We start from the raw sequence: 26,037 nt of genomic DNA, 5'->3' as shown, positions 1-26,037 counted from the left end.
TCGGCTTATTAAATTAATCAAAATTAATAAGGATGAAGAAGAATTTTATATCCAATTCTACAGAATCTGTAAGAATGTTTAAGAGTCCGCTTTTAGAAGCTTTGTCAAAAGTACATTACTTTATTCCATTGGTGGTATATATCCCTGTAATTAGCTATTTCTGTTTCGAATCTGTTCAGGAGAATGGCTTTGTTCCTTTCTTTGGGTACCTGCTGCTCGGGCTCTTCTTCTGGACCTTAACAGAATATATCCTTCACCGCTTTATATTCCATTTCTATCCATCTTCAGCTATAGGAAAAAGGATCCATTTTATCTTCCATGGTGTGCACCATGATTATCCAAACGATGCCAAACGCCTCGTAATGCCGCCATCTGCGAGCGTTCCGCTGGCAATCGCCTTTTATTATTTGTTTAAATGGCTGCTGGCCCCGCTCATGCTCAACGGTTTTTTTGCTGGTTTTATGCTTGGTTATTTGTTCTATGACATTACCCACTATATGCTGCACCATGCCCAGTTTAAAAATGAATTCTGGAGAAAATTAAAACAACAGCACATGCTGCACCACTATGATGATGCTACCAAAAAATATGGCGTAACATCAGATTTTTGGGATAAGATCTTCAGAACAAAATAACCGTTCTGTAAAGAACCTTATTTCTTATCCGTCTTTACCTTTTTTGCATCCTTTGCCGATGTCGCATTTTCAGGCTCGGCACCTTTAGGTTTTTTCTGATCCGTGATCTCTGCTTTTTCTGTTTTATTCTTAGGACTTTTCATGGCATTTTTACTTTAATGGTCAGTACAATTAAATAATAAACCTATAACAAACTTAAAGTTCAATAAGTTCGAAAAAACTAATACTTTTATCAACTTTAAACATCACAACCTATGCGGATCAAGATCCTGTTCATTATCTTACTATCTATTACAGTCAATAAAATCTATGCCCAGGAAGTTGAAGGCAATATAAACATACACACCTTTGCTGATAACAGGGAGTATGGGAAATCCGGCCGGTATCCGCAAACCATATTCGGACTTCGTTTCTCCCCGGAAATTGGCCTGTTGTTAGACAGTACACACCGGATCCGTGTTGGCTTTAATGCCCTCCATGAATTCGGCTCGCCAAAGTTTACCAATAAGATAGATCCAGTCGTATACTATGAATTTCTTAAACAAAACTGGAACTTCTACATGGGCGTATTCCCGAGGCATAACCTGCTTTCAGATTACCCAAGGGCCGTTCTTACCGATACCTTAAATTACTATCGCCCAAATGTGGAAGGGATGCTTGTTAAATATGAAAATGAAAACTGGCGGCAAACCATCTTTATCGACTGGACCAGCCGCCAGACTGCAACAGACCGGGAGAATTTCATATTCGGTTTCTCCGGCCGCTATAAAAAAGGGATCTTCTTTGTATCCCACTATGCCATGATGCTCCACAATGCAGGGCCGGCAATTGAAATTCCTGGTGATCATATCGAAGACAACGGTGCCATTGCCGTTAAAATAGGACTGGATCTTTCAGATAAAACATTTCTGGATTCGTTAACCTTAAACACCGGCGGACTCATGTCCTTTGAGCGCACACGCAGTGTTGGCGATTGGCAAACCCCAAAGGGAGTACTGTTGGAAATGCATGCAGAATACCACAGGTTTGGCATCATCAATTCCTTTTACAGTGGTGAAGGTCATAACCTCAATTTTGGAGATCAGTTCTATACTGCTAAAAAATATAACCGTACAGATCTGATCTGGCGCCCAATTATCTATAAGAACATAGAAGGTAAACTGGCGCTGTCCTTTCACTTCGTGGATGGGGTAGTAGACAGTCAGCAGGCATTCGGACTTCGATATAACATTGGCGGCAGCAAATCACTGCGCAAAAAGAACGATTAAGTACAGCTTCTTTTTGAATTAAGTCTTTAATTGGTTCATTATTGATCAACATATATCCGGATGATATAATTTGATCAATAATTGATTGGTTTTAGGTAAAAAAGTACATAGATTTTAAAATGTAATAAATCAATTTAATGCATTGATTTATAGTATTTTAAGATTTTATGTGTTTTGGTGTAGTCTTTTTATGACTAGCATAAGTTAAAATACTATTATAAAAGCAGTAGCCTTCTCCATTAAATTTGATTTAATAAATCATTAACCAAATATAAAAACTATGAGTACAACTTTACGAGCAATCTGGCTCTTCATGTTGTGTCTGGGTTCGATAAATATCGCATTGGCCCAAAACACACAAAACAGGGTAATCACGGGTACGGTATTCGATGAATCGAAAACTTCACTGCCCGGAGTTGGAGTGGTGATCAAAGGAGGTACTACTTCTGCTTTAACAAACATAGACGGTAAATTTACAATCACTGTTCCTTCCAACACCACCACACTCGTATTTTCTTACATCGGAATGAAAACGCAGGAAGTACTTGTCGGTACCAGGTCAACCCTTAACATCACCTTAGAATCTGCAACCACTACCTTAACAGATGTTGTGGTAATCGGTTATGGTACTGCCAAAAGATCAGATGTTACTTCGGCAATTTCTTCTATTGGTGAAAAAGACATCAAGAACCTTCCGGTTTCGGGAATAGACCAGGCCCTGCAGGGAAAACTGGCCGGGGTAAGTGTAAATAACAACGGCGGGCAACCCGGGGGTGGTGTTTCTGTTCGGGTAAGAGGGGTAACCTCCGTAAATGGTAATGAACCTTTATACGTAGTAGACGGGGTGCCGCTTCAAACTACACGCAGTACCATCTCACAAGATCAGCTGGGTGGTATGGGTGGTCAAACGTCACAAAGTCCGCTGGCTTCCTTAAACCCATCAGATATATTAAGCATAGACATTCTTAAAGACGCTTCTGCACAGGCCATTTATGGTTCTCAGGCAGCCAATGGTGTGGTGATTGTAACTACAAAAAGAGGTAAGGCAGGAGAAGGAAGGATTACTTATGAAGGATATTATGGCCTCCAGGAAGTTCAGAAAAAGCTGGACATCATGGACCTGAGCCAGTTTGCACAATACAACAACGAAGTGCTTGGAGAAATTGCTGCCGTTGATGGTAATCCAACTTATACAACCATTGGAGAATTTCAAAACCCGTCTATCCTTGGTAAAGGAACAGACTGGCAGGATGAAGTATTCAGAAGGGGAAAAATGCAGAACCACCAGGTAAGTTTCTCCGGCGGACAGGATAAAACCACTTACTATACTTCATTGAACTATTTCGATCAGGAAGGAACCATCCTGGGTTCAGAATTTAAACGGGTATCCCTTCGTTTCAATATCGATCAGCAGGTAAAAAGCTGGTTAAAAATAGGCTTAAGCGCCAACGGGACACGAAGCAACCAGCGCATATCGCTAACAAATGGTTCTGATGCCATTGTAACGATCGCCACAGCAAACAGCCCTGCAGCCCCTGTATTTACACCGTCCGGCGGATACGCAACAACCGTTGCTGTTGGTGGTTATAACTTTGGTAACGTCAGAAATCCAATCGCCCTGGCATTGGCACGTGAGGTTAGAAACATCCAGACCAAAGGATATGGTAACCTGTTCGGAGAGCTGTCGTTCACTAAATTCCTGACTTTTAGAAGTGAGGTCAACTTTGATTATACCGTGGGTGATAACAGCGCCTTTCAGCCATACATAGATGGTATATTAACACCAAGTAAACTGGTAGAGCAGCGCTCAACCAATGTGTACTATGGCCTGCGTAACTTTTTCAATTACAACCAGACATTTGGTAGGCACAACGTAACCGCCTTACTTGGGCATGAGATCCAGGAAGGGGAATACGATCAGCTGGATGCCTCCAGGCAAAATCTAACACAAAATATACCGGCAATCGGCGCAGGTGGAGAAGCCGGACAAACCCTGGGTTCTTACCTGGGCAACTTCGCCATGGAATCTTACTTCGCAAGGGCAGGATACAGCTATGACAACAGATATGCCCTAAACCTGTCCATCAGAAGAGACGGTTCATCAGCGTTTGGTCCGGATAACAGGATTGGTTATTTCCCGGCAGCATCAATAGGATGGACAGTAACCAATGAAGCCTTCGCTAAAGACATTAAATTCTTAAATTATCTAAAGGTTAGAGCAGGAGCAGGAGCCGTTGGTAATCAAAACTCACCAACGGCAAATGCTTACGTTACCCGTGTAAGACTGGTATCTACAGCGCCTTTTGGTCAGGGTGGTATCCCGCAGAATGTGGGTAACCCTAAACTGGGCTGGGAATCTGTAATTACCTATAATGGGGGTATAGACATGGCCTTTCTAAATAAAAGGTTAGAAGTTAGTGTTGATGTGTATAAGAAAGAAACATCAGATATGATCCTTTCCAGTTCCCTGCCGGTATTTACCGGGATCGGAACCCAATACAACGACATCCAGGCGCCGGTGGTGAATGCCGGAAACATGGTTAATAAAGGCTTCGATATTGCTGTTACGACGTATAACATGAACCGCCAGGATTTTGAATGGCGTACCAATGTCGTATTCTCCAGGTATAAGAACATCTTAAATGCGTTAAACAGTGAAACATCAGACATTTCCCGGTATGTGGAATATGGAAATGCAGTATTGCTGACCCGTACCGTTCCAGGCAGATCAGTAGGTGGCTTTTACGGCTTCCTGGAAGATGGTTTGTTCAGAAGTATGGAACAGTTGAACAGCAGTGCAGACCAGGGGTTAGGGATCAATCCCAAAGGAACCTGGCTTGGCGATATCAAATATAAAGACCTCAACTCTGATGGCGTAATTGATGATAAAGACCTAACCTTTATCGGTGATCCCAATCCTGATTTTACTTTTGGTATCACAAATACTTTCAGGTATAAGTCGTTTGATCTTTCTGTGTTCCTGCAGGGAACCTATGGTAATGATGTGCTCAACTATACCAAGCGGACTACAGAAGCACTAAACAATGTGTACAGCAACCAGCTTGTTACGGTAACAGACCGTTATTCTGCATCCAATCCAAACGGCACCATTCCAAGATATAACCAATGGCACAACAACAATATCAGGGTTTCAGACCGTTTCGTCGAAGATGGTTCTTACCTTAGGATCCAGAATGTAACCATCGGGTACAACCTGCCGGCAAAGCTCATCGCTAAGGCAAAAATGTCGAATGCACGCGTATTCGCATCCGGGCAGAACCTGCACACCTTTACCAAATATACCGGCTATGATCCGGAGCTGGGTGCTTTTAACGGAGGTGCAACTTTCTTTAATATAGATAACGGAAATTATCCCAATCCACGCACCTTCACTTTTGGTGTAAACGTTACTTTCTAAGATTTTAAGAACATGAAAATGAAAACGAAAATAATATATCCGGCCTTGTTGTTAACAATGCTGATGTTCACGTTCGCCTGTAAAAAAGACTTTCTCGAAAAACCATCAAGAAACGAGCCTACACTGGAAACGTATTATGACAATGCCACACAGGTAAGGGGTGCAACAGGCCTTTTATACAACAGCATCTGGTACGAGTATCAGGATAAAGCATTCCATGCCATAGGCGAGGTACTCAGCGGTAATATGTATACCGGCGATCCCAAATACAATACCTATTTAAACTTCTCAATATCCGGTACCGATGAGCAGGTAACGCGCTCCTGGTATGCCTTTTATAAAGTTGCAGGTAACGCCACAGTACTGATCAATACCTTTGAACAAAAGAAATCAAGGGTTTCGGATCCGGCCTTTTTAACACAGGGAATTGCCGAAGCGCGTTTCATGAGGGGAGTGGCTTATTTCTATCTTGCACGGGTTTTTGGTGCAGTTCCAATCATTACAGATCCGGTTGTACTTGCCGAAACCGGTAAGTTCAACGTGCCCCGCTATCTGCAGGCAGATGTATTAAAATTTGCAATTGAAGATCTCAAATTTGCCGAGGCAAACCTGCAGCCGTCTGACGAGCCTGGCCGTGTTACCCAGTACTCCGCAAAGGGAATGATGGCCAAGATCTATCTTTACCTTAAAGATTATGCAAATGCAAAGGCCAAAGCCAATGAGGTGATCACTTCAGGGAAGTTCTCCTTGTATCCGGACTACAGTAAAATGTTTACCGATCCGTCAGCAAATAACAACCCGGAAGTATTGTTTGCACTGCAATGGCTTGCTGCAGGCGGATATTCCATTGGGAATCCAATCCAGGCCTACGTAGGCCCGTCAACGCTGCTATTGCCAACAACAGGCGCGGGCTGGTCAGCAATTCTGCCCTCAATAGACTTGTTAAACAGCTATGAGTTTGGTGACAAGAGAAGAGGATGGTCAATTATGGAGCAAGGGTTCTCCAGACCAGACTGGAAAAACGTGAACTTTCCCAATGGGTTTGTTTACGATACCACTTATGTGACCAACGCAGATGAAAAAACGAAGATCAAGACAGGCACACGTTCCAATGCGTTAAAATATGTAGTAGGACCAGGAGGCAACGGCGTAAATGTAAATGGCACATCTACGGACATCAATACCTACATTCTCCGGTATGCTGATGTCCTGCTGATCTATGCCGAAGCTACATTGGGAGCAAATGCATCTACGGCAGACGCAACGGCACTTAAAGCGTTTAACGAGGTAAGGCACCGTGCCGGATTTGGCGTTTCGGCAGACAAGACCTCGTTGAATGCAGACATGATCCTGCACGAAAGAAGGGTGGAGTTCGCGTTTGAAGGCGATTATTGGTTTGATATCCAGCGTCTCGGTTTTGCAAAAGCAAAGCAGATCGTAGACAACCAGGAGCGCGGAACTTACGGCTTTAATGGTAAACATGAGATCCAGAGCATCAAGGCAACCCTTCGCACAGAAGCCAATCTGTTCATTCCAATCCCAACCACAGAAATTTTAACCAATCCGGAACTCGGTAAACCGGCAGTTCCTTATTATTAGTCATCAACTAAATACGTTTGACATGAAAAAAATTAATTTTAAAGGCCAGTATTTATTTCTTGCATTCCTTGTCCTCCTTTTTGGAGCATGTACCAAAGAGGAGCAAAAGCCAGAAGCATCAAATAATCCCAAAGCCAATGCCTTGGAGGTGGCCGAAGGCGCAGCAGGGACAGTGGTGTCCATTACCGGAAGCAACCTGGGTGGCATGAAAAGCATCCTTTTTGAAAAAGATAGTGTATTTGCACCCTTTAATCCGGTATTGAATAATGACAATGCCATTATTTTCCGGGTTCCGGATGATGCAGCAGGCGGGCCTCAAAACATCATCATCACCAACACCCTGAACAAACAGATCAGCATTCCTTATAAAGTGATCGCATTGCCAACGGTAAGTTCCGTTTCAAACTATAACTTTTCGGCAAACGGACAACTTACGTTAACCGGAAATAACCTGGGTGATGTAACTACAGCACTGTTTACCGGAACAACCGTTTCCGCTGAAATTGTATCCAAATCAAAAAGGGAACTGGTGCTTAGGTTTCCAGCCTCCACGGTAACCAGCGGAACATTGACCATCACCAACTCCACAGGTCCGATTACAACAACGCAGGTTTTTGTGAACCTGGATAACGCCTATAAGATCTTCACAGATACCTATAGCAATGGTTTTGAGAATGCGTCATGGGGACCAGCAGAAGTATCCAGTACATTTGCCAAGTCGGGCACCTATTCATTCAAAGCAGGTTACAACAAAGGCAACTGGAGTGCCGATGGCTTTGCCAACTGGAACGGTGTACCAAATATGCCGGAGTATAAATTTCTTTCCTTCTGGGTTAAGGGCGGATCAGCAGACTATACGCTGTACGTTACAGGCGACCAAAGAGCAGGAGGTTATGGCAATGCCGACCGTACCGTGCCTGTTGCCATACCAGCAAATGTGTGGACCTATTTTAAGATTCCGATGGCAACACTGGAACTTTGGAAAAAAGGCGGTGATTTCAAACAGCTTGGCTTTTGGATTGCCGGCCCTGATGCACAGGATGAAGCCTTTTACTTCGACGATGTGATCTTTATCAAATAAATGAAACGCACAAACCTTGCTGTACTTCTGCTTTGCTGCGCGCTGTATCTTTCATGCAGTAAGCACAAAGCAGAAGCTCCGGAAGATAAAAATGAAGTCATTGTGCCAGAAACGGAAAATCCGAACCTGGCTACCATACGGAGCGGGTTAACAGATAAAAATGCAACAGAAGAGACTGCTGCGTTATTTTTTAATCTTAAGAAGATTGCTAAAACAAATGTCCTGTTCGGCCATCAGGATGATACCAAACGCGGAGTTACCAGTGTTGCCGCCCAATGGGCCAATGAGCAGCAGTTTGCAGGCGTTTTAACTACGCAATCTGATGTTAAAGCCGTTACCGGATCTTACCCGGCCGTATATGGGTTTGATTTTATCCATATCGCAAACTTCAGTGCCGGTGCATGGTACGATTATGAACGTGCCATTGCCAAAACGTTAACCATAGAAGCTTATAACCGTGGCGGTGTCATCACTTATTGCTGGCACTACTTCAATCCGGTTAATCAAGGCGCTTTCTATTTTGCAGATAACCCGGTGCAGGCGGTTAGCCAGGTTCTGCCTGGCGGCGCAGCGAATGAAACGTATAAAACCTCGCTAAAGACCATTGCAGATTATGCAAAATCTTTAATTGGAGCAGATGGGAAGCTTGTTCCGGTTATATTCAGGCCATTTCATGAGATGGATGGCAGCTGGTTTTGGTGGGGAGCAGGCCATGCTTCCACAGCAGATTATATTGCCCTGTATAAGTATACCGTAAGCTATCTGAGAGACGAGTTGCAGGTTAGGAATTTCCTATATGCCTGGTCGCCCGACAGGAACTTTGCCTCAGAAGCCCAGTATCTGAATTACTATCCTGGTGATGCGTACGTGGATCTTGTAGGAACCGACAATTACGAAGACATGAAGGCTGGTGTAGCTACAACAGTAGCAACTGGTAAGTATAGAATAGTATCAGACTACGCGAAAACGCACAATAAGGTAGCTGCGTTAACAGAAACGGGCCAGCAGAACTTAACCAAATCAGATTGGTATACCCAGCAATTGCTCAAATCCCTCAAAAATCAAAATATTGAATTTGCATACGCACTGGTTTGGGCAAATACCACAGGTGCATTCTGGACACCCTATGAAGGCCACCCCGCAGAAAATGATTTTATTAACTTTAAAAATGATGGCTACGTGCTGTTCTCAGATAAGATGCCGCAGGTTTATAAATTGAAATAAGTAAAAACAACGCAATGAAAAAAATAGCTTTCTTAACCGCACTTATGATTGGCTGTGCATTTCAGTCATGGTCACAAAAAAATACGCCTGTTCAACTTCATGGGCAGCTTAAGGTAAGTGCTGGCAAAATCCTCGATAAAAACAATAGGGAGCCTCAATTAAGAGGAATCAGTATGTCATGGAGTATTTGGGGCGGCAAAAAATATTATAACACCAACGTAGTGAACTGGCTAAAAGATGATTTCAGGATCAGCCTGCTGCGGTTGTCCATGGCAGTCGAGCCGGATAGCGGATACCTGCAGGATCCAGTAGGTCAAACCCGGCTGATCACCAGAACAGCAGACGAGGCCATCAAATTGGGGATCTATGTCATCATAGACTGGCACGATCACCATGCGCATCTCCATCCCGAAAAAGCAAAGGCATTCTTTGCAGAGGTCTCTAAAAAATATGCAGGGATACCCAATGTAATCTATGAGATCTATAATGAACCAGAACGTGTAGCCTGGCCGCTCATTAAAAACTATGCAATAGAAATAATAGCAGAGATCAGGAAACACGATCCTCAAAATTTAATTGTGGTTGGCAGCCCTTCCTGGGATCAGGATATAGATGTAGCTGCAAAAGATCCGGTTACCGGTTATGCTAACATAGCATACTCTTTTCATTTCTATGCATCAGAACCCAGTCACCAGGAACGTTTAATGCAAAAGGCAGATGCTGCAATACATGCTGGCTTACCAATTTTTGTTACCGAATGGGGAGTGGGCGAGGCTGATGGTAATGGCAAATTCGATCAGGAGAAAACGGCCAAATGGTTCCAGTGGATGGAAACAAATAAGCTGAGCTGGGCAAACTGGAACATTACCGATAAAGACGAAACCACCGCACTGTTAAAGCCTGGTGCTCCTGTAAATGGTAAATGGAAGGCAGATCAGCTCACACCAGCCGGATCATACATCCGTTCAAAATTGAGAACGTTAGCAGAACAGGTTAAATAAAATGCAGTGCTGAACTTATTAATGACAATTTCAATTGCAGGGTTTAGGTGAATTGCAGAATTGAGAATGCCCAGTAGAACATTAAATAAAGCAGCCAAACGAATTAATAAATACGACATGAAAATAAAATTAATAATCCTGTTTGTACTGGTGTCTTTTTCTGGATTTAGTCAGGGTAATAACTATGTCCAAAATTACAATAAGTTTGATGGTCTTGCACTTACCCCGCCAATGGGATGGAATAGCTGGAACAAATTCTCCTGTAATGTAGATGAGAAACTAATCCGTGAAATAGCAGATGCGCTGGTCAGCACCGGAATGAAAGATGCAGGATATACCTACATTAATATTGACGATTGCTGGCATGGCGACCGCGATAGCCTTGGGTTTATTCATCCGGATGCGAAACGGTTTCCATCCGGAATGAAGGCATTGTCAGACTATATTCACAGTAAAGGATTAAAATTAGGATTATACTCAGATGCAGGATCACAAACCTGTGGCGGAAGGCCCGGAAGCAGGGGCTATGAATTTCAGGATGCATTAACCTATGCAAACTGGGGAGTAGATTATTTAAAATACGATTGGTGTAATACGGATGGCTTAAAAGCCGAAGGCGCTTACAAAACCATCACTGCTGCATTGAGAAAAGCCGGACGCCCAATGGTATTGAGCATTTGCGAATGGGGAAATGATAAACCCTGGATCTGGGGACCGGCAGTAGGTCATTTATGGCGCACATCGGGCGATATCTACAATTGCTTTGATTGCATCGAAGACCATGGCACCTGGAAATCATTTGGTGCAATGGTGATCCTGGACAAACAGGATGGATTGCGCCAGTATGCGGGTCCGGGGCATTGGAACGATCCTGATATGCTCGAAATAGGAAATGGTAAATTGACGCCCGGTGAAGATCGTGCGCATTTTTCGATGTGGGCCATGATTGCTGCACCGCTGATTGCAGGAAATGACCTTCGGAATATGGATCAGGAAACACTCGGCGTACTAACAAACAAAAATGTGATTTCGGTAGATCAGGATTCTTTAGGGATCCAGGGATTTAAATACCGCAGCGAAGATGGATTAGAAACCTGGTTTAAACCATTAAAGGGCGGCAATTGGGCGGTATCATTCTTAAACCGCTCAGCCACCATAAAAAAGATAAACTTCAACTGGATCCAGGAATTGGTAAAAGATGATATCTTTAAATTGGCATTGAATGCAAAAGCGATCAGCTATAAACTAACAAACGCCTGGACGGGAAAAAGTGCCGGTACCACAAAGAAAGCCTTAACTGCAGAAGTGCCATCGCACGATGTGCTTATGCTGATCCTTGAAAAATAAAAGCAGTTAAGTAAAAGGCCGAACCCATTCAGTGATCATTAAAGTATTGGCAAATTGAGATGCCGGCAACAAGGGCCCTGGTAAGTTTAAGATCCCTTGTGAATTTAAGTGCTGAATAGTAAGGAGGAACGGAGTAATAAAGAACTGAAAAAAGGTAAACGTTAAATGAAAACCCGCGTACCGGAAAAGTTTTCCCTGAACTCTTTCGGCGTACAATGCTTCTTCTTTTTAAATAAACGGTTAAAATTTGAAATGTTATTAAAACCGCAATTGTATGAAATTTCTGCAACCGAATGTGTTGTTTCAATCAACATTCTCGTAGCATGGCCGAGTCTGATATCGTTCAGGCTATCAATAAAAGTGTTTCCAGTCCTTTTTTTGATAAACCGGCTAAAAGAAACTTCAGTCATGCTTACCAGCTTGGAAAGGTCTTTCAGGGTAATGGGCTTGTCAAAGTTTGCGTGCATAAACTCGAAGGCCTTATCAATCCTTCGGCTATTATAATTTAAAACCTGGTCATTGTTAAATGTTGCATCAGATAGAATACGCATGCTTTTAGAAGTAGACAGCTCATGTAAAATGCTCATCAGCTCCAGAACAGAATCAAATCCCTGTAACTGGTCTATCGCCAGGATCCTTGGGTATAGTTTCTCTATGGTCTCTTTCGGAAAAAGAATGCCGCGCACCGAACGGTCAAACATCCTGCGGATAAAGCTAAGCTGGTTCCTTCTCAGCATCTTGTCGTCAAAAAGATCCTTGTGCCATTGTATCGTAACCTCCGTAATTTCCTCGCTGCAACAGTTGTGTGTAGTCCATACATGTGATAAATTAGGGCCAACCAGCACCAGTTCCATATCCGTAATTTCTTCAATATTATCGCCAACCATCCTGCGTGCACCAGAAGCATTCAGGATCAGGTTTAATTCGTATTCCTCATGGAAGTGTAAAGGGAAGTCAAACTCCTTCTTTACCCTCGAAAATATAGTAAAACAATCGTTTTGGGTAAGCGGAGTGATTTCTTTAATGATATTATTCATGACTGGCTGTTTCGAAAAATATGTATTTAAGATAAAAGAACATTATGCAATATAAATAAAATTACAGCTATAATGAGTTGTATCAGTGATATTTTTCAGGTAAAAATGATTATTCTATATAAATTGGTTAAAATAGTATTACTGATCAAGATAAATCTATACCTAAATTAGGTCATTATTAAACAGACAAACCAAAATATAAACAACGTAGTAAATGGTCAAAAGAATAATCCTGTTTTTGTATGTGTTTGGAAGCTTTCAATTCATATTGATGGCACAAACAGCAGATAAAAATGCAACCAGAGAAACTAAAAATCTATACCTTAACCTGCAGCGGTACCAGGGTAATGGTGTGCTGTTCGGACATCAGGATGATATGGCTTACGGTGTAGGCTGGAAATATGAGAAGGACAGGAGCGACATTAAAGATCTTGCCGGCCAATACCCGGCAGTTTTGGGCTGGGATGTGGCTGGTTTGGAAAAAAATAACAGCCGTAACCTCGATGGTGTACCCTTTGACCAGATGCGCGACTTTATAAAAAAGGCCTACGATCTCGGTGCAGTAAATACCTTCAGCTGGCACATGGATAACCCGTTAAACGGAAACACTGCCTGGGACACCACATCCACAGTTACCGTAAAATCAATGCTTCCCGGCGGAGCAGCCCACGCAACCTATAAAACCTGGCTAAATAGCTTTGCGGCGTATGTAAAGACATTAAAGGGAAGCGATGGAAAACTAATCCCGATTTTGTTCAGGCCTTTTCATGAACATACCGGCAGCTGGTTCTGGTGGGGTAAAAAAGAAAGCACACCACAAGAATATAAAGCGCTATGGCAATTTACCGTGCGCTACTTAAGAGATGTAAAACAAACACATAACCTCATCTACGTATTTAACCCCTCTGGTTTTGATACCGAAGCAGAATACCTGGAACGTTACCCCGGAAACGACTATGCAGATGTACTTAGTTTTGATATTTATCAATATGGCGACGTAGCCGGAGGAAAAGCCTTCTCTGCCGATCTGGCAAAGAAAGTGGCCATTCAGCACCAGATTGCCCTTAAAAATAAAAAGATCACAGCCATTGCAGAAATGGGTTATGTAGAAATTCCAGACCCGAAATGGTGGTCGGAAGTGGTATGGAAAGCCATAGAAGCTCATCAGCCATCATACCTTTTGGTGTGGCGCAATGCCGGTTACCGCAAGCAGGAAAACGACCAGCATTACTATGCGCCATATAAAGGGCACCGCTCCTCAGCCGATTTTCTGGAGCTGTTTAATCAAAAAAAACTAATCCTCCAAAAGGGCGCACAGCAATACCGCATGTATTCAGATCACAAATAACCAGGTATAATAACAACTATGAGATTAACAACAATAGATCTGAGTATCATAGCCGCATATCTGCTGCTCACCATCTTCATCGGATTGTGGTACAGAAAGAAGGCCAAAGAAAATAAAGACAGTTACCTGATGGGGGGCAAGTCCCTGCCCTGGTATAAGCTGGGATTAAGTGACGCGTCAGACATGTTTGATATCAGCGGAACCATGTGGATGGTGAGCCTCTGTTTTGTGTATGGGTTAAAAAGCATCTGGATCCCCTGGCTCTGGCCGGTATTTAACCAGGTATTCATGATGATGTTCCTCAGTAAGTGGCTGCGGCGGAGCAACGCAAATACGGGGGCCGAATGGCTGCTTACCCGTTTCGGGGTAACCGGAAAAGGCGTAAACGGATCGCAGGTTGTGGTCATTGCCTTTGCGCTGATCAGCTGCTTCGGCTTTTTAGCCTATGGCTTTGTCGGACTCGGTAAGTTCATAGAGATCTTTGTACCCTGGGATCTGGTTAAAGGATACCTTCCCTTTGATCTCCAGCCCAAATATGTACCGCATTTTTACGGCATCATATTCACCTTATTTGCCATGTTCTATTCCATCATCGGCGGAATGCATAGTATCGTTCTTGGTGATATGATCAAATACATCATCATGACCGTAGCCTGTATCGCCATTGCGGTCATTGCAATTACACACCTGAATGGAAACACATTGAATGTGCCGAAAGGCTGGGATGATCCGTTCTTCTCCTGGCGCCTGGACCTCGACTGGAGTAAGATCACGGCAGATGCGAATAAGAAAATTGAAGAAGACGGCTTTAGCCTGTTCGGATTGTTCTTCGGAATGATGATCATGAAAGGGGTGTTTGCATCCCTTGCCGGACCAGCACCAAATTACGACATGCAAAAGGTGCTCAGCACACGCAGTCCGGAAGAAGCAAGTAAAATGACCGGCTTTGTCAGTATCATCTTATTGCCAATCCGTTATTCTATGGTAATGGGCTTAACCGTTCTTGCACTGCTGCATTACAACCAGCTGTATCTAAAAGGTCCGGATGGGGTTACAGATTTTGAAAGGATCCTGCCAGCAGCCATCAACACCTTTCTTCCGGTAGGGGTATTGGGTATTGTATTAACCGGTTTATTGGGTGCGTTTATGGGAACCTTTAGTGGTACACTGAATGCTGCACAGGCCTATATCGTCAATGACATCTATCTAAAATATATCAATCCGGCAGCCAGCACCAAAAAGATCATATCGATGAATTACATCGTCGGCATCCTGGTCGTAATCATTGGGGTGGTACTCGGCTTGTTTGTTAAAGATGTAAATACGGTGCTGCAATGGATCGTGTCAGGATTATACGGAGGTTATGTGGCAGCCAATATGCTGAAATGGTTTTGGTGGCGCTTCAATGCAAATGGTTTTTTTATGGGGATGCTCTTTGGTATCGTACCGGCAATAGCCCTGGCCGTTTTAAAATCCTTTCAGCTCCTGTCCGGATTGGATCTGTACTACTGGCCGGTATTGTTTGTCCTGTCCATTGCCGGATGTATCATCGGAACCTATGCCGCACCGCCAACAGATCCCGCCGTCTTAAAATCCTTCTATACAACCGTAAGGCCCTGGGGTTTTTGGAAGCCGGTAAACGACCTGGTAATGAAAGAAGATCCTTCGTTTAAGCCCAATAAAAATTTCAAGTTGAACATGTTCAACGTGCTGCTAGGTATCATCGCACAATTGTGTTTAACCATTCTGCCGATGTACCTGATCATGATGCATAAGTTACCGCTCCTCATTACCGTAGCCATTCTTGCCGTAATCATTGCGGTGCTTAAAAAGACCTGGTGGGATAAATTAAATGATTATTAGAAATAGAATAGTACGATGAATAATTTCGAACAGAGGTTAAAAGACCTTACAGATAGTTATAAAGAACTTATATCAAAAGAAAATACAAAATCAGCGTTGGGAAACGGCATTTATAGCCGGTATGAGTATCCGGTGCTTACCGCTGCACATACCCCACTAAACTGGAGGTATGACTTTGACCCGGAACGTAACCCCAACCTGCTGGAACGGATCGGTATCAATGCTACGTTTAATGCCGGGGCGATTAAGTTTCAGAATAAATATATGCTGCTGGTCAGGGTAGAGGGTGCAGACCGTAAGTCCTTCTTTGCCGTTGCAGAAAGCCCGAATGGGATAGATCATTTTACATTCTGGGATCAGCCGGTAATATTGCCGGAAACAGATGAGCCAGACACCAACGTATACGATATGCGGATTGTAGCACATGAAGATGGTTGGATGTACGGGCTGTTCTGTACAGAACGTAAAGATCCAAATGCACCGGCGCATGACCAGTCCATGGCGGTAGCGCAGTGTGGAATAGTACGCACCCGGGATCTGAAAACATGGGAGCGTTTGCCAGATCTCAAAACACCATCACCGCAACAACGGAATGTAGTATTGCATCCTGAGTTTGTAAATGGAAAATATGCGTTCTATACCCGCCCTCAGGATGGCTTTATTGAAAGCGGAACGGGAGGCGGGATCGGATTTGGATTGAGCGATTCGATTGAACACGCTGTAATTGAAAAGGAAACCATTGTAGACAATAAAAATTACCACACGGTATATGAAGCCAAAAATGGAATGGGTCCGGAGCCGCTCAAAACTGAACATGGCTGGTTATTTTTAGCACATGGTGTTCGCAATACTGCGGCAGGACTCAGGTATGTACTGTATATGTTCATGACAGATCTGAATGATCTGACCAAAGTGATTTACAAACCTGCAGGATATTTTATTGCTCCGGAAGGAGAAGAGCGCATCGGAGATGTTTCTAATGTAGTGTTCAGCAACGGCTGGATCCTGGATGAAGATGGAACAATATATATATATTATGCATCATCCGATACCCGGATGCACGTAGCAACCAGTACCTTAGCAGTGTTGCTGGATTATGTGATGAACACCCCTGCAGATGGATTCCGTTCTGCAGCATCCGTTCAGACCATTCTGCAGAACATAGAAAGTAACCAGCTGGTTCAAAAAAACTAAAGCTACATGCCGGGAAGATTAAAATTATATGCAGCAGAACTTGAGGATGAACTGAAAAGCATCCTCGATTATTGGATGACGTTTACGCCCGATCCAGAGTACGGAGGTTTTAAAGGGAAGATCCATACGGATAGCCATGCCGATCCGCAGGCACCAAAAGGATCAGTATTAAATGCCAGGATCCTGTGGACCTTTGCTGCTGCATATCATCTTAACCCGCAAAAGGAATATCTTCAAATGGCAGATCGTGCGTATGCGTATATCAATGATCATTTCATAGATCAGGAATTTGGAGGGGTATTCTGGACGGTAAACTATAAGGGTAATCCCTTAGATACCAAAAAACAGATCTATGCCATTGCATTTACTATCTATGCGTTTAGCGAATATTACCTGGCCAGCAAGAATGAAGAAGCAAAGCTGAAAGCGATAGCGCTGTATAAAGACCTGGTTAAGTACAGTTACGATCCGAAACGGGGAGGTTATTTTGAAGCGTTTACCCGGGAGTGGCAAAGCATAGAAGATCTCAGGCTGAGCGATAAGGATGCGAATGAAAAGAAGACCATGAATACGCATTTACACGTCCTCGAAGCATTTACAACATTATACGCAATCTGGCCAGACCCATCATTAAAAGAAAAGATCAAAGCGTTGCTGGATGACTTTTGCAATCACATGATCAACCCATATACAGGTCACCTGAACCTGTTCCTTGATGAAGACTGGACCATAAAGTCGGAGATCATTTCTTATGGCCATGACATCGAGGCTTCCTGGCTGCTGCTGGAAGCGGCCGAAGGTATTAACGAGGAAAAAGCAGTCCTTAAAATTAAGGAGCTGAGCCTCAAAATGGCTGAAGCATCTTTAAAAGCGATCGATGATGATGGCGCCTTATGGTATGAGTACGATCCAGCCATTGTACATCTAAACCGGGAAAAACATTGGTGGGTGCAGGCAGAAAGTATGGTCGGCTTTTTTAATGCCTGGCAGCTTTCGTCAGAAACCCGCTATTTGGAAACATCGCTGGCCAACTGGCAATTTGTTAAAGACCAGATCATAGACCATAAAAATGGAGAATGGTTTTGGGGTATAGCAGAAGACGGAAGTGTGATGACTGCAGAAGATAAAGTTGGACTGTGGAAGTGTCCGTATCACAATAGCCGTGCATGTATTGAGATTGTAAAGCGCATCTCAGGTCTTTTAAACAGATAAATCTGTACCAGGAAACAACATCTGTATTACTTGTTTGAGGTAACATTTGAAGCTTAATAGTTGGTTAACATATAATTTTATAATTTAGGGGCTTTTAAAAAGCGTTGAGATCGCTGTTGAAGGATAAATTTTTTTAACAGCAGAAGCATGGATCGGAAATGATCCATAATCAACGATTATTATAGATAAAACCCGGTAAATCATAAAATCCAGTACGTAGATCATGAGAAAGTTTTTAGCTGTAGTCTGTTTGTTTGTAAGCTCAGGTGCATTGGCCCAGGTACAAAGCCCGGGTTCTTTTTTTTCCGTTAAAACCGCTAAGCCAGTTGACCTGGTAAACGTTTTTCTTGGATCAGCAGGAGACCATGGTCAGTTGTCGCCGGCAGCATCATACCCGTTCAGCATGTTAAGCATCGGACCTCAAACCTACCCCAATACCCATACCGGTTATGAATACCTGGCTAAAAAGTTTCTAGGTTTTACACACAACCGCTTTGAAGGCGTAGGCTGCCAGGGAAGTGGTGGAAACATCCTGGTTAAGCCATTTTTAGGAGCAGATCCGGCAAAGTCAGAACTTCTTAAGGTATCAGAAAATGCAGGTCCGGGCTATTACGAGGTTGGTTTTTCAAATAAAGTTCATGCTAAAATGGCTGTTCTTAATAACTCCGGTAAACACGTATATCAATTCCCAAAAGGAGAAAAAGGAATCTATCTCGATCTAAGCCATTGTTTTGTAGGTCGCTTTGTAGCAGAAGAACACCAGGTAAATGGAAATTCGGTAAGCGGATGGATCGATGCAAAAACAACATGCAGTGCCGGTAAATACCGGGTATATTATTACCTGGAACTTGAAGGGAACGACTCCTGGAAAGCCACGTCGGCACATGAGCTCGTGGCTATGCTGAAGCCAGATGCAGAAACAGCAGAAATGCGGGTTTCCCTGTCGTCGGTAAGTGCAGAAGCTGCTAAGGCATCAGTAAGCAAAAACAGCTATGAAGCAGTAAAAAGTAAAAGCAGCGCAGACTGGAATACACTATTAAGCAGGATCGCGGTAGAAGGAGATACGGAAAATGCGAAACTGTTCTACTCCCTGTTATACCGCACCATGCAGTCGCCGTATGTCATTTCTGAAAACGACGGACAATACCGGTCTACCAAAGGAGAACTGCAAAAGGATAAAGAATTAAGGTACAATGGATGGGCCATCTGGGACAATTACAGAACACAGCTGCCATTGTTGTCCATCATCACTCCGGACCGCTATGCAGGTATGGTCAGCTCCATTGCTGATCTGTATAACTCCGGAAAAAAGGACTATGCCACACAAACAGAACCATCCAATACCGTACGTACAGAACATGCCATTGTAGTCCTGCTGGATGCATACCGAAAAGGATACAAGGTAGACTTTGCTAAGATTGCCGATTCACTGGTTAAAGAAGTGAATAACCTGGATTATAAAGCACCAGATAAAGCGTTGGAGTCCAGTTATGATGCATGGGCGTTGTCAGAGATCTTCAGCATCCTGAAAAACAAAGAGAAAGCTGCATTCTATAAGAACAAAGCCCTGGAATATAAAAAATACTGGGATAAGGATTTTAAGGATATGAATAAAAGGGATGTAGACCAGATGCAGGCACGCGGCCTGTACCAGGGAACCATCTGGCAGTACCGTTGGTTTGTGCCGTATGACGTTAAAGGACTGATCGAACTGGATGGTGGTGAAGCCGCATACCTGGCCAAACTGGATGAGTTCTTTGCCAGGGATCTTTACAACCATGCCAATGAGCCGGATCTGCAGGTGCCCCTTATGTACAACGCAACCAGCCAGGGTGCAAAGTCACAATACTGGATGAATATGATCGCTGCAGATACCGTGATCCAGAACTACTTCAACGACAATAGCCGTGGCATCGGTTCATTTATAGGTAAGATCTATCAGAATACGCCCGAAGCCTACCTGCGTACCATGGATGATGATGCAGGGGCCATGTCTGCCTGGTATGTGTTTACCGCAAGCGGATTTTCACCGGCATGTGTGGGCTGGCCGGTATATTACTTAAATGTACCTTTATTCCAAACGCTAACCTATCAGCTGCCAAAGGGAAAAACCTTTAAGATCGAAGTGGAAAATTACAATCCAAAACACAAATACATCAAATCGGTGTTTCTAAATGGAAAGGCGCTTAAACGCAATTACATTACCCAGGATGACATCAATGCAGGCGGAACATTAAAGATCGTTGCTTCAGATGTACCTGTTCAGAATACGGACACTGAAAATTGGATTTCATCATTTAATTAGGTAAAACACCGCTGATACGGAATATTTATAGCGTGTTTCTAAGGTAATTGCGTTTTTTGTTGCTTAATAATTTAGATTTAAGCATAAAATACACTATAATTAGGAATATTTAATAGAATATGAGCGGTGTCAATTTAAATACGTACCAAAATGTTCCGGATACCTGGGATGAAATGTATATTTCAGACAATAATCTTAGGGAACAGTACCATAAAATTGTAGAATATCTTAAAAAAGAGTCTGCAAGCGACCTGAATAAAAAGGAAGAGCTTGCAAAAAGACTGTTCATGAGCCAGGGAATTACGTTTACGGTGTATGATAGCGGAGAAGGCATAGAAAAGATCTTTCCGTTTGACATCATTCCGCGTGTCATCACCTCTTCAGAATGGGGCTTTATAGAAAAAGGAATTAAGCAGCGTTTAAAGGCCCTTAACCTGTTTCTTAAAGATGTGTACAGCAACCAGTTTATCATTAAGGATAAAGTGATCCCTGCCGCGCTCATTTATTCATGTCCCCATTTTCTCCGGGAAATGTACCAGCTAAATGTACCGCACGACATCTATATCCACATAGCCGGTATTGATCTCATCCGTGATTATGACGGCACATTCTACGTGCTGGAAGATAACCTCAGAACACCGTCCGGAGTAAGCTATATGCTCGAGAACCGGGAGATCACCAAAAGGTTATTTCCAGACCTTATTCCGCAATGCAAAGTGCGCAGCGTAACCGAATATCCGTCTATATTGTATAAAAACCTGCAGGCCCTGTCGCCAAGAGCGGTATCCAATCCAACCATCGTGCTGCTAAGTCCGGGTATGTATAACTCGGCCTATTACGAACACACCACACTGGCAAGGCTGATGGGCGTTGAGCTGGTAGAGGGAAGGGACCTTGTAATCAGGGACCAGAAGGTATTTATGAAAACAACCACCGGGCTGCAGCAGGTAGATGTGATCTACAGGAGGGTAGACGATGATTTTATTGATCCCCTTGTATTCAACCCCAGCAGTGTATTGGGCGTAGCCGGATTAATGAGTGCCTACCGCAAAGGAAACGTGGCCATCATCAACGCCGTAGGAAACGGAGTGGCCGATGATAAAGCGGTTTACAGCTATGTGCCGGACATGATCAAATACTATCTGAATGAAGAGCCCCTGTTAAAAAATGTTCCAACATATAGCCTGGATGATCCCGATCAAAAGGAATACGTGTTCCAGAACATGAATAAAATGGTCATCAAGAAAACAAATGAAAGCGGAGGTTACGGAATGCTGATGGGACATGCCGCAACCGAAAAGGAAATGGAAGATTATAAAAAGGAGATCCTTAAAGATCCGCGTAATTTCATTGCACAGCCTACAATAAGCCTTTCTACAGCACCATGTTATATGGATGGTGTATTGCAGCCGAGAAGGGTAGATCTGCGGCCTTATGCGCTCGTTGGGCCGGATGGCATCTCCATTGTTCCGGGCGGTTTAACCCGCGTGGCCTTAAAAGAAGGATCGCTCGTTGTAAACAGCTCACAGGGCGGCGGCAGTAAAGATACCTGGGTTTTATCATCTTAAAAATTATCAGTCTATATGTTAAGTAGAGTAGCATCAAGTTTATATTGGTTAAGCAGGTATGTAGAACGTAGTGATGGCATTTTAAGGATGTTAAAGATCAACTATGCATCCTCACAGGATACCATACAGGAATTTACATGGGATCCGGTAATCCGCATTTCCTCCGGAGGAAATGAAGAAGAAATGGCGGCCATCAAGAACGATAGCCGTTCCGTAGTGGAATACCTGCTGTTTAACCGTGACAATCCAAATTCCATCATCAACATCATTACCCTGGCACGGGAAAATGCAAGAAGCGTACAGGAGCACATTGCTACAGACCTGTGGCAGTGTTTAAATGAATACTACCATACCGTAAAAGATCCAAAGCTGCTTTGGTATGTACAAAAGGACGATCCAATCACCGCACTGGATATCCTGATCAAACAAGTCATGCTGTACTACGGAACGGCAGACAGCACCATGGAACGCGGAGAGATCCGGAGCTTCATGAGCATCGGCAAGTACCTGGAACGAAGTATTCAGTCGATCGATATCCTGGACATTAAGTTCATTTCCATCTCCAGCAATCCCGATCTGCTTACCGATACATCATACTGGAAGCATTTACTGCTCTCCCTGGGCGGGTACGAACTCTATCTAAAAACATACAGGGGAGGGTTTGAAGCAGATAACATCATGGAACTGGTGATCCTCAATAAAGACTTTCCCCGTTCTGCGATCTATTCTGTAAACAACATCCTCCGTTATTTTGAACGCCTTAAAAGCGATAAGAACCTGGATCATTACAACAGCCTATCCTTTAACATCGGGCGTTTAAACAGCAGCATTACCTATACCACGGTTTACAGCATGGAAGCCGAAGGCCTGCACAATTACCTGATCAAGCTAAAGAACGAGCTGTACGGGATCGGGAATCTTTTAGATAAATATTATTTTGCAAACTACTAAACAAACGCAGTATGCCGATCTTCAAAATTAAACACATCACCAATTATAAATACGATTCACCGGTACGCGACAGCGCCAACCAGATCATCCTGTTTCCAATCAAAGACGATTACCAAAAAGTGATCAAGCATGATCTTAATATTTCCAACGGACCGGATGTAGATATCTTTATCGATTATTACGGGAACGAAGTAGGCATCTTTACACAAACAGAACGCCATACCCAACTTAAGATCTTTTCCAAGATCTATGTAGAGACCATCTCCAAGCCATTGCCGCAAGATGATGGCATCTTTAAAAAAGACCAGTGGAAAACCCTTGACGACATTAAGCATGAGGTTCCCTATATCGATTACCTGAAGCATACGTATTTTGAAGAAGCAGATATGCTGCTCCAGATCACCAAAGACCTGAGAACAGAAGAAGATACCCCATACAAAACCGCCGTTAAGTTTTGTCAGTATGTGTTCAATCATTTTGAATACATTAAAGGGGTAACCACGGTAGACAGTACCCTGGATGAGATTATCCGGTTAAGGGCAGGAGTGTGTCAGGATTTTGCACACATCTTAACCACCATGCTGCGGTTTACAAAGATACCGGCTCGCTATGTAAGCGGGTATATCTGTCCGAACAAAGATGGCATGCGCGGAGAAGGGGCAACACATGCCTGGGCTGAGGCTTATATCCCGGATTATGGCTGGCTCGGACTGGATCCAACCAACAACTGCATTGCCAATGAAAATCATGTGAGACTTGCCGTAGGCAGGGATTTCAGTGACTGCTCACCGGTAAAAGGAGTTTTTAAAGGCGCATCCGGACACATCATGGAAGTAAACGTTTCTGTAGGACATGATGATGAAGACCTGGAGACCGAAAACTATGTTCAGCCCAAAGAGGTTAATTACAGCAAATCAACAGTGCCAAGTCAGACGATAAAAAATAGCTTTCAGCGCCATATGGATGCCATCATCCAGCAACAGCAACAACAGCAGCAGTAAACAAAAAAAGCTTCCGGATCATCCGGAAGCTTTTTTTGTCAGGTTAAGTTAACCTCACTTATATTGTACAACGTGTTACTTGTATTTTACGTTTGGAAAATCTTCCTGTGCTTTTTTAAATTGCGCTTCATATACATCAGACCATCCAAAAGCAAGAGTAGCCTGCTCTTTCAAGTTTACACCTGCAGCACCGCTCCAGAAGTGAACAAAATCTCCCCAGGTCATTCTTTTTGTAAACCTGTTGTTGGCGTTCTTAGGATAATTGGCAGATAACAGTTCGAAGTATTTATTCAATACCTTACCTTTTCCATATTTACTATAAATCGGGTAGAACCAATTTTTAAACCACTGGGTCCTTGCGCGGGGGAAATTATCATATTGACCTTGCATTTGTTCGAAAACGCGTGCAGCTTCATCTTTCATTCCAATGTTCATCAATACATCGTAATTGAAGATTTCCATGAATTTGCTGTCGCCCCAAAGTGCATCAGAAGGAGAACCTTTAGTGCCATGGCTCGCATTGTTTACAATGTGACCGATCTCATGGATCGGAATGCCGATTTGCTGACCGGTAGAATTTGTCCAATCCGGTAAACCGCAATCCAGAACATTGTGGAAATCGTGACTTGCATCAAAGTATGGTGAAGGATGTCCGCCAGTCAGCGTGTTGGATTGGTGAAATACCACGTATAATTTTGGATCCGGACCAAAATCACCATAGGTCTTTTTAACATAGGCCCAGGTATCAGACATGGCTTTAAATGGCCATTTCACAGTTTTAGACATGTTGTCATCATAATAGAATGCCACATGCTTGTCCTGATAAACAAGTTTTACAAGCAGATCATGCTCAAACCAATGCTCTTTCCAGGTCAATGGCGGGGCTTTTACCGTATCGGTAGTTTTTTTTAATTGTGCATCAGCATCTCCGCCAGAAATAATCAACAGCGACATGCATAAGGTAGAAAACACGAACAGGCGTTTTAAAATAGTCATAATAGGCTCATTAAATTGTGTGCGCCGCAAATGTATAATTAAGTATTAAATAATTAATACCTTTTCTAATTCAATTTCAAGTTAAAAATCTAAAATTAATCGAGTTAGTGCTCAAATAGTTCAGGTTTATTGAATATAATGGCTAATTTTCTAGCAATATTTTAAGATTCTCTAAGAAAACATTATTAATGAGTCCCTCTCTGATTAAAAAAAATAATGTTACCCTGGAAGGTAATGTTAATGCCGGCAAAACAATCATTTTTGCACACGGCTTTGGTACGGATAAAACATCCTGGGATATCGTAAAGCAAGCATTCGCCGCTGATTACAGGCTTGTTCTGTATGATAACGTAGGTGGTGGCAACGCTGATCCTAAAGCATACAGCCCTTTAAAGTACAATACATTAAATACCTATGCAGATGATCTGCTGGCCATCGCTAAAGAACTGGATCTGAAGGATGCAATTGTTGTCGGCCATTCCGTAAGCTCCATGATCTGCCTGATCGCTGCAGTAAAAGCACCACAATGCTTTTCTAAAATGATCCTGATCGGCGCATCACCCCGGTATCTGGATGACGATGGTTATTTTGGTGGTTTTAACCAGCAGGTATTGAACGACATGTATGAGAACATGACCAATAACTATTATGCCTGGGTTAGCGGGTTTTCTGCCGTAGCCATGGCCAATCCCGATAAACCCGAACTTGGAGAAGGGTTTGCCAAAACACTGGCAGCCATCAGGCCCGATATTGCCTTGTCCGTAGCCAAGGTAATTTTCGAATCCGACATCAGAAAAGAACTTACCAAACTCAATAAGCCAACCTTACTGATCCAAACGAAGGAAGATATTGCTGTACCTGCAGCAGTAGCTGAGTATTTAAATGAAAATATATCCGGCAGTACCCTGACCTATGTAAATGCAACCGGACATTTTCCGCACATCAGTGCGCCACAGGAAATAATTTCAGCAATTAAAGCGTTTATATAG

20 protein-coding genes are annotated in these 26,037 nt (G+C 43.2%); 17 read left to right on the top strand and 3 right to left on the bottom strand.

Annotated features, from left to right (window positions below):
* Nucleotides 1-32: 32 nt before the first annotated feature.
* A complete protein-coding gene (locus ATK78_RS21530; RefSeq protein WP_133578210.1) occupies nucleotides 33-635 on the top strand; it encodes a sterol desaturase family protein in 603 nt (200 codons plus the stop codon).
* A 17-nt stretch (nucleotides 636-652) separates the two neighbouring features.
* Here ATK78_RS21530 and ATK78_RS23070 read toward each other — a convergent pair whose 3' ends face one another.
* Nucleotides 653-778, bottom strand: a complete 126-nt coding sequence (locus ATK78_RS23070) for a hypothetical protein (RefSeq protein ID WP_262712188.1) — start codon at nucleotides 776-778, stop codon at nucleotides 653-655.
* 111 nt (nucleotides 779-889) lie between these two features.
* On the opposite strand from ATK78_RS23070, the gene ATK78_RS21525 reads away from it, so the two are divergent.
* From ATK78_RS21525 to ATK78_RS21495, 7 genes are all read left to right on the top strand, one after another.
* Complete coding sequence (locus ATK78_RS21525) at nucleotides 890-1,903, top strand: hypothetical protein (protein WP_133578209.1); 1,014 nt, start codon at nucleotides 890-892, stop codon at nucleotides 1,901-1,903.
* Between the two features lie 280 nt (nucleotides 1,904-2,183).
* On the top strand, nucleotides 2,184-5,321 hold the full coding sequence (locus ATK78_RS21520) for a SusC/RagA family TonB-linked outer membrane protein (protein WP_243732601.1): 3,138 nt from the start codon (nucleotides 2,184-2,186) through the stop codon (nucleotides 5,319-5,321).
* 18 nt (nucleotides 5,322-5,339) lie between these two features.
* Nucleotides 5,340-6,920: a RagB/SusD family nutrient uptake outer membrane protein gene (locus tag ATK78_RS21515; protein WP_133578208.1), complete on the top strand. Its 1,581-nt coding sequence runs from the start codon at nucleotides 5,340-5,342 to the stop codon at nucleotides 6,918-6,920.
* Between the two features lie 22 nt (nucleotides 6,921-6,942).
* Nucleotides 6,943-8,001: a cell shape determination protein CcmA gene (locus ATK78_RS21510; protein WP_133578207.1), complete on the top strand. Its 1,059-nt coding sequence runs from the start codon at nucleotides 6,943-6,945 to the stop codon at nucleotides 7,999-8,001.
* Nucleotides 8,002-9,225, top strand: coding sequence for a glycoside hydrolase family 26 protein (locus tag ATK78_RS21505; RefSeq protein WP_133578206.1), 1,224 nt, complete (start codon nucleotides 8,002-8,004; stop codon nucleotides 9,223-9,225). It begins immediately after the preceding gene.
* Between the two features lie 14 nt (nucleotides 9,226-9,239).
* The gene (locus tag ATK78_RS21500; RefSeq protein ID WP_133578205.1) at nucleotides 9,240-10,226 is read left to right on the top strand and encodes a glycoside hydrolase family 5 protein; all 987 of its coding nucleotides are present in this window, start codon (nucleotides 9,240-9,242) and stop codon (nucleotides 10,224-10,226) included.
* Between the two features lie 117 nt (nucleotides 10,227-10,343).
* Complete coding sequence (locus tag ATK78_RS21495; RefSeq protein WP_133578204.1) at nucleotides 10,344-11,573, top strand: glycoside hydrolase family 27 protein; 1,230 nt, start codon at nucleotides 10,344-10,346, stop codon at nucleotides 11,571-11,573.
* A 161-nt stretch (nucleotides 11,574-11,734) separates the two neighbouring features.
* Here ATK78_RS21495 and ATK78_RS21490 read toward each other — a convergent pair whose 3' ends face one another.
* A complete protein-coding gene (locus ATK78_RS21490; RefSeq protein ID WP_133578203.1) occupies nucleotides 11,735-12,610 on the bottom strand; it encodes a helix-turn-helix domain-containing protein in 876 nt (291 codons plus the stop codon).
* Between the two features lie 214 nt (nucleotides 12,611-12,824).
* Between ATK78_RS21490 and ATK78_RS21485 the strand changes: the two genes are divergently transcribed.
* From ATK78_RS21485 to ATK78_RS21450, 8 genes are all read left to right on the top strand, one after another.
* Complete coding sequence (locus tag ATK78_RS21485; RefSeq protein ID WP_133578202.1) at nucleotides 12,825-13,958, top strand: glycoside hydrolase family 26 protein; 1,134 nt, start codon at nucleotides 12,825-12,827, stop codon at nucleotides 13,956-13,958.
* 18 nt (nucleotides 13,959-13,976) lie between these two features.
* Complete coding sequence (locus ATK78_RS21480; RefSeq protein ID WP_133578201.1) at nucleotides 13,977-15,821, top strand: sodium:solute symporter family protein; 1,845 nt, start codon at nucleotides 13,977-13,979, stop codon at nucleotides 15,819-15,821.
* Between the two features lie 15 nt (nucleotides 15,822-15,836).
* A complete protein-coding gene (locus ATK78_RS21475) occupies nucleotides 15,837-17,015 on the top strand; it encodes a glycoside hydrolase family 130 protein (protein WP_133578200.1) in 1,179 nt (392 codons plus the stop codon).
* A gap of 6 nt (nucleotides 17,016-17,021) precedes the next feature.
* Nucleotides 17,022-18,227 (top strand): AGE family epimerase/isomerase, encoded by a 1,206-nt coding sequence (locus tag ATK78_RS21470; protein WP_133578199.1) that lies wholly within the window; start codon nucleotides 17,022-17,024, stop codon nucleotides 18,225-18,227.
* A gap of 223 nt (nucleotides 18,228-18,450) precedes the next feature.
* Entirely contained in the window at nucleotides 18,451-20,532 is a 2,082-nt protein-coding gene (locus ATK78_RS21465) for a glycoside hydrolase domain-containing protein (RefSeq protein WP_133578198.1), read from the top strand.
* Between the two features lie 119 nt (nucleotides 20,533-20,651).
* The gene (locus ATK78_RS21460) at nucleotides 20,652-22,100 is read left to right on the top strand and encodes a circularly permuted type 2 ATP-grasp protein (RefSeq protein WP_133578197.1); all 1,449 of its coding nucleotides are present in this window, start codon (nucleotides 20,652-20,654) and stop codon (nucleotides 22,098-22,100) included.
* Nucleotides 22,101-22,115: 15 nt separating this feature from the next.
* Nucleotides 22,116-23,051, top strand: a complete 936-nt coding sequence (locus ATK78_RS21455) for an alpha-E domain-containing protein (protein ID WP_133578196.1) — start codon at nucleotides 22,116-22,118, stop codon at nucleotides 23,049-23,051.
* Nucleotides 23,052-23,062: 11 nt separating this feature from the next.
* A complete protein-coding gene (locus ATK78_RS21450; protein ID WP_133578195.1) occupies nucleotides 23,063-24,052 on the top strand; it encodes a transglutaminase family protein in 990 nt (329 codons plus the stop codon).
* Between the two features lie 75 nt (nucleotides 24,053-24,127).
* Here the strand turns inward: ATK78_RS21450 and ATK78_RS21445 are convergent, their stop codons facing one another.
* The gene (locus ATK78_RS21445; protein ID WP_133578194.1) at nucleotides 24,128-25,048 is read right to left on the bottom strand and encodes a hypothetical protein; all 921 of its coding nucleotides are present in this window, start codon (nucleotides 25,046-25,048) and stop codon (nucleotides 24,128-24,130) included.
* Between the two features lie 188 nt (nucleotides 25,049-25,236).
* Here ATK78_RS21445 and ATK78_RS21440 point away from each other — a divergent pair, with 188 nt between their 5' ends.
* On the top strand, nucleotides 25,237-26,037 hold the full coding sequence (locus ATK78_RS21440) for an alpha/beta fold hydrolase (RefSeq protein WP_133578193.1): 801 nt from the start codon (nucleotides 25,237-25,239) through the stop codon (nucleotides 26,035-26,037).

The sequence above is a fragment of the Pedobacter metabolipauper genome, from assembly GCF_004362715.1.
In the GTDB taxonomy this organism is placed as follows: domain Bacteria; phylum Bacteroidota; class Bacteroidia; order Sphingobacteriales; family Sphingobacteriaceae; genus Pedobacter; species Pedobacter metabolipauper.
The sequence above is the reverse complement of the archived record's forward strand: the minus strand, read 5'-3'. Positions and strand labels throughout refer to the sequence as shown.

Coding starts and splice junctions, on each gene's coding strand:
- ATK78_RS21460 (WP_133578197.1), top strand. CDS start 20,652: ATGAGCGGTGTCAATTTAAATACGTACCAAAATGTTCCGGATACCTGG.
- ATK78_RS23070 (WP_262712188.1), bottom strand. CDS start 778: ATGAAAAGTCCTAAGAATAAAACAGAAAAAGCAGAGATCACGGATCAG.
- ATK78_RS21505 (WP_133578206.1), top strand. CDS start 8,002: ATGAAACGCACAAACCTTGCTGTACTTCTGCTTTGCTGCGCGCTGTAT.
- ATK78_RS21445 (WP_133578194.1), bottom strand. CDS start 25,048: ATGACTATTTTAAAACGCCTGTTCGTGTTTTCTACCTTATGCATGTCG.
- ATK78_RS21455 (WP_133578196.1), top strand. CDS start 22,116: ATGTTAAGTAGAGTAGCATCAAGTTTATATTGGTTAAGCAGGTATGTA.
- ATK78_RS21495 (WP_133578204.1), top strand. CDS start 10,344: ATGAAAATAAAATTAATAATCCTGTTTGTACTGGTGTCTTTTTCTGGA.
- ATK78_RS21520 (WP_243732601.1), top strand. CDS start 2,184: ATGAGTACAACTTTACGAGCAATCTGGCTCTTCATGTTGTGTCTGGGT.
- ATK78_RS21485 (WP_133578202.1), top strand. CDS start 12,825: ATGGTCAAAAGAATAATCCTGTTTTTGTATGTGTTTGGAAGCTTTCAA.
- ATK78_RS21510 (WP_133578207.1), top strand. CDS start 6,943: ATGAAAAAAATTAATTTTAAAGGCCAGTATTTATTTCTTGCATTCCTT.
- ATK78_RS21440 (WP_133578193.1), top strand. CDS start 25,237: ATGAGTCCCTCTCTGATTAAAAAAAATAATGTTACCCTGGAAGGTAAT.
- ATK78_RS21450 (WP_133578195.1), top strand. CDS start 23,063: ATGCCGATCTTCAAAATTAAACACATCACCAATTATAAATACGATTCA.
- ATK78_RS21515 (WP_133578208.1), top strand. CDS start 5,340: ATGAAAACGAAAATAATATATCCGGCCTTGTTGTTAACAATGCTGATG.
- ATK78_RS21525 (WP_133578209.1), top strand. CDS start 890: ATGCGGATCAAGATCCTGTTCATTATCTTACTATCTATTACAGTCAAT.
- ATK78_RS21480 (WP_133578201.1), top strand. CDS start 13,977: ATGAGATTAACAACAATAGATCTGAGTATCATAGCCGCATATCTGCTG.
- ATK78_RS21470 (WP_133578199.1), top strand. CDS start 17,022: ATGCCGGGAAGATTAAAATTATATGCAGCAGAACTTGAGGATGAACTG.
- ATK78_RS21490 (WP_133578203.1), bottom strand. CDS start 12,610: ATGAATAATATCATTAAAGAAATCACTCCGCTTACCCAAAACGATTGT.
- ATK78_RS21530 (WP_133578210.1), top strand. CDS start 33: ATGAAGAAGAATTTTATATCCAATTCTACAGAATCTGTAAGAATGTTT.
- ATK78_RS21465 (WP_133578198.1), top strand. CDS start 18,451: ATGAGAAAGTTTTTAGCTGTAGTCTGTTTGTTTGTAAGCTCAGGTGCA.
- ATK78_RS21475 (WP_133578200.1), top strand. CDS start 15,837: ATGAATAATTTCGAACAGAGGTTAAAAGACCTTACAGATAGTTATAAA.
- ATK78_RS21500 (WP_133578205.1), top strand. CDS start 9,240: ATGAAAAAAATAGCTTTCTTAACCGCACTTATGATTGGCTGTGCATTT.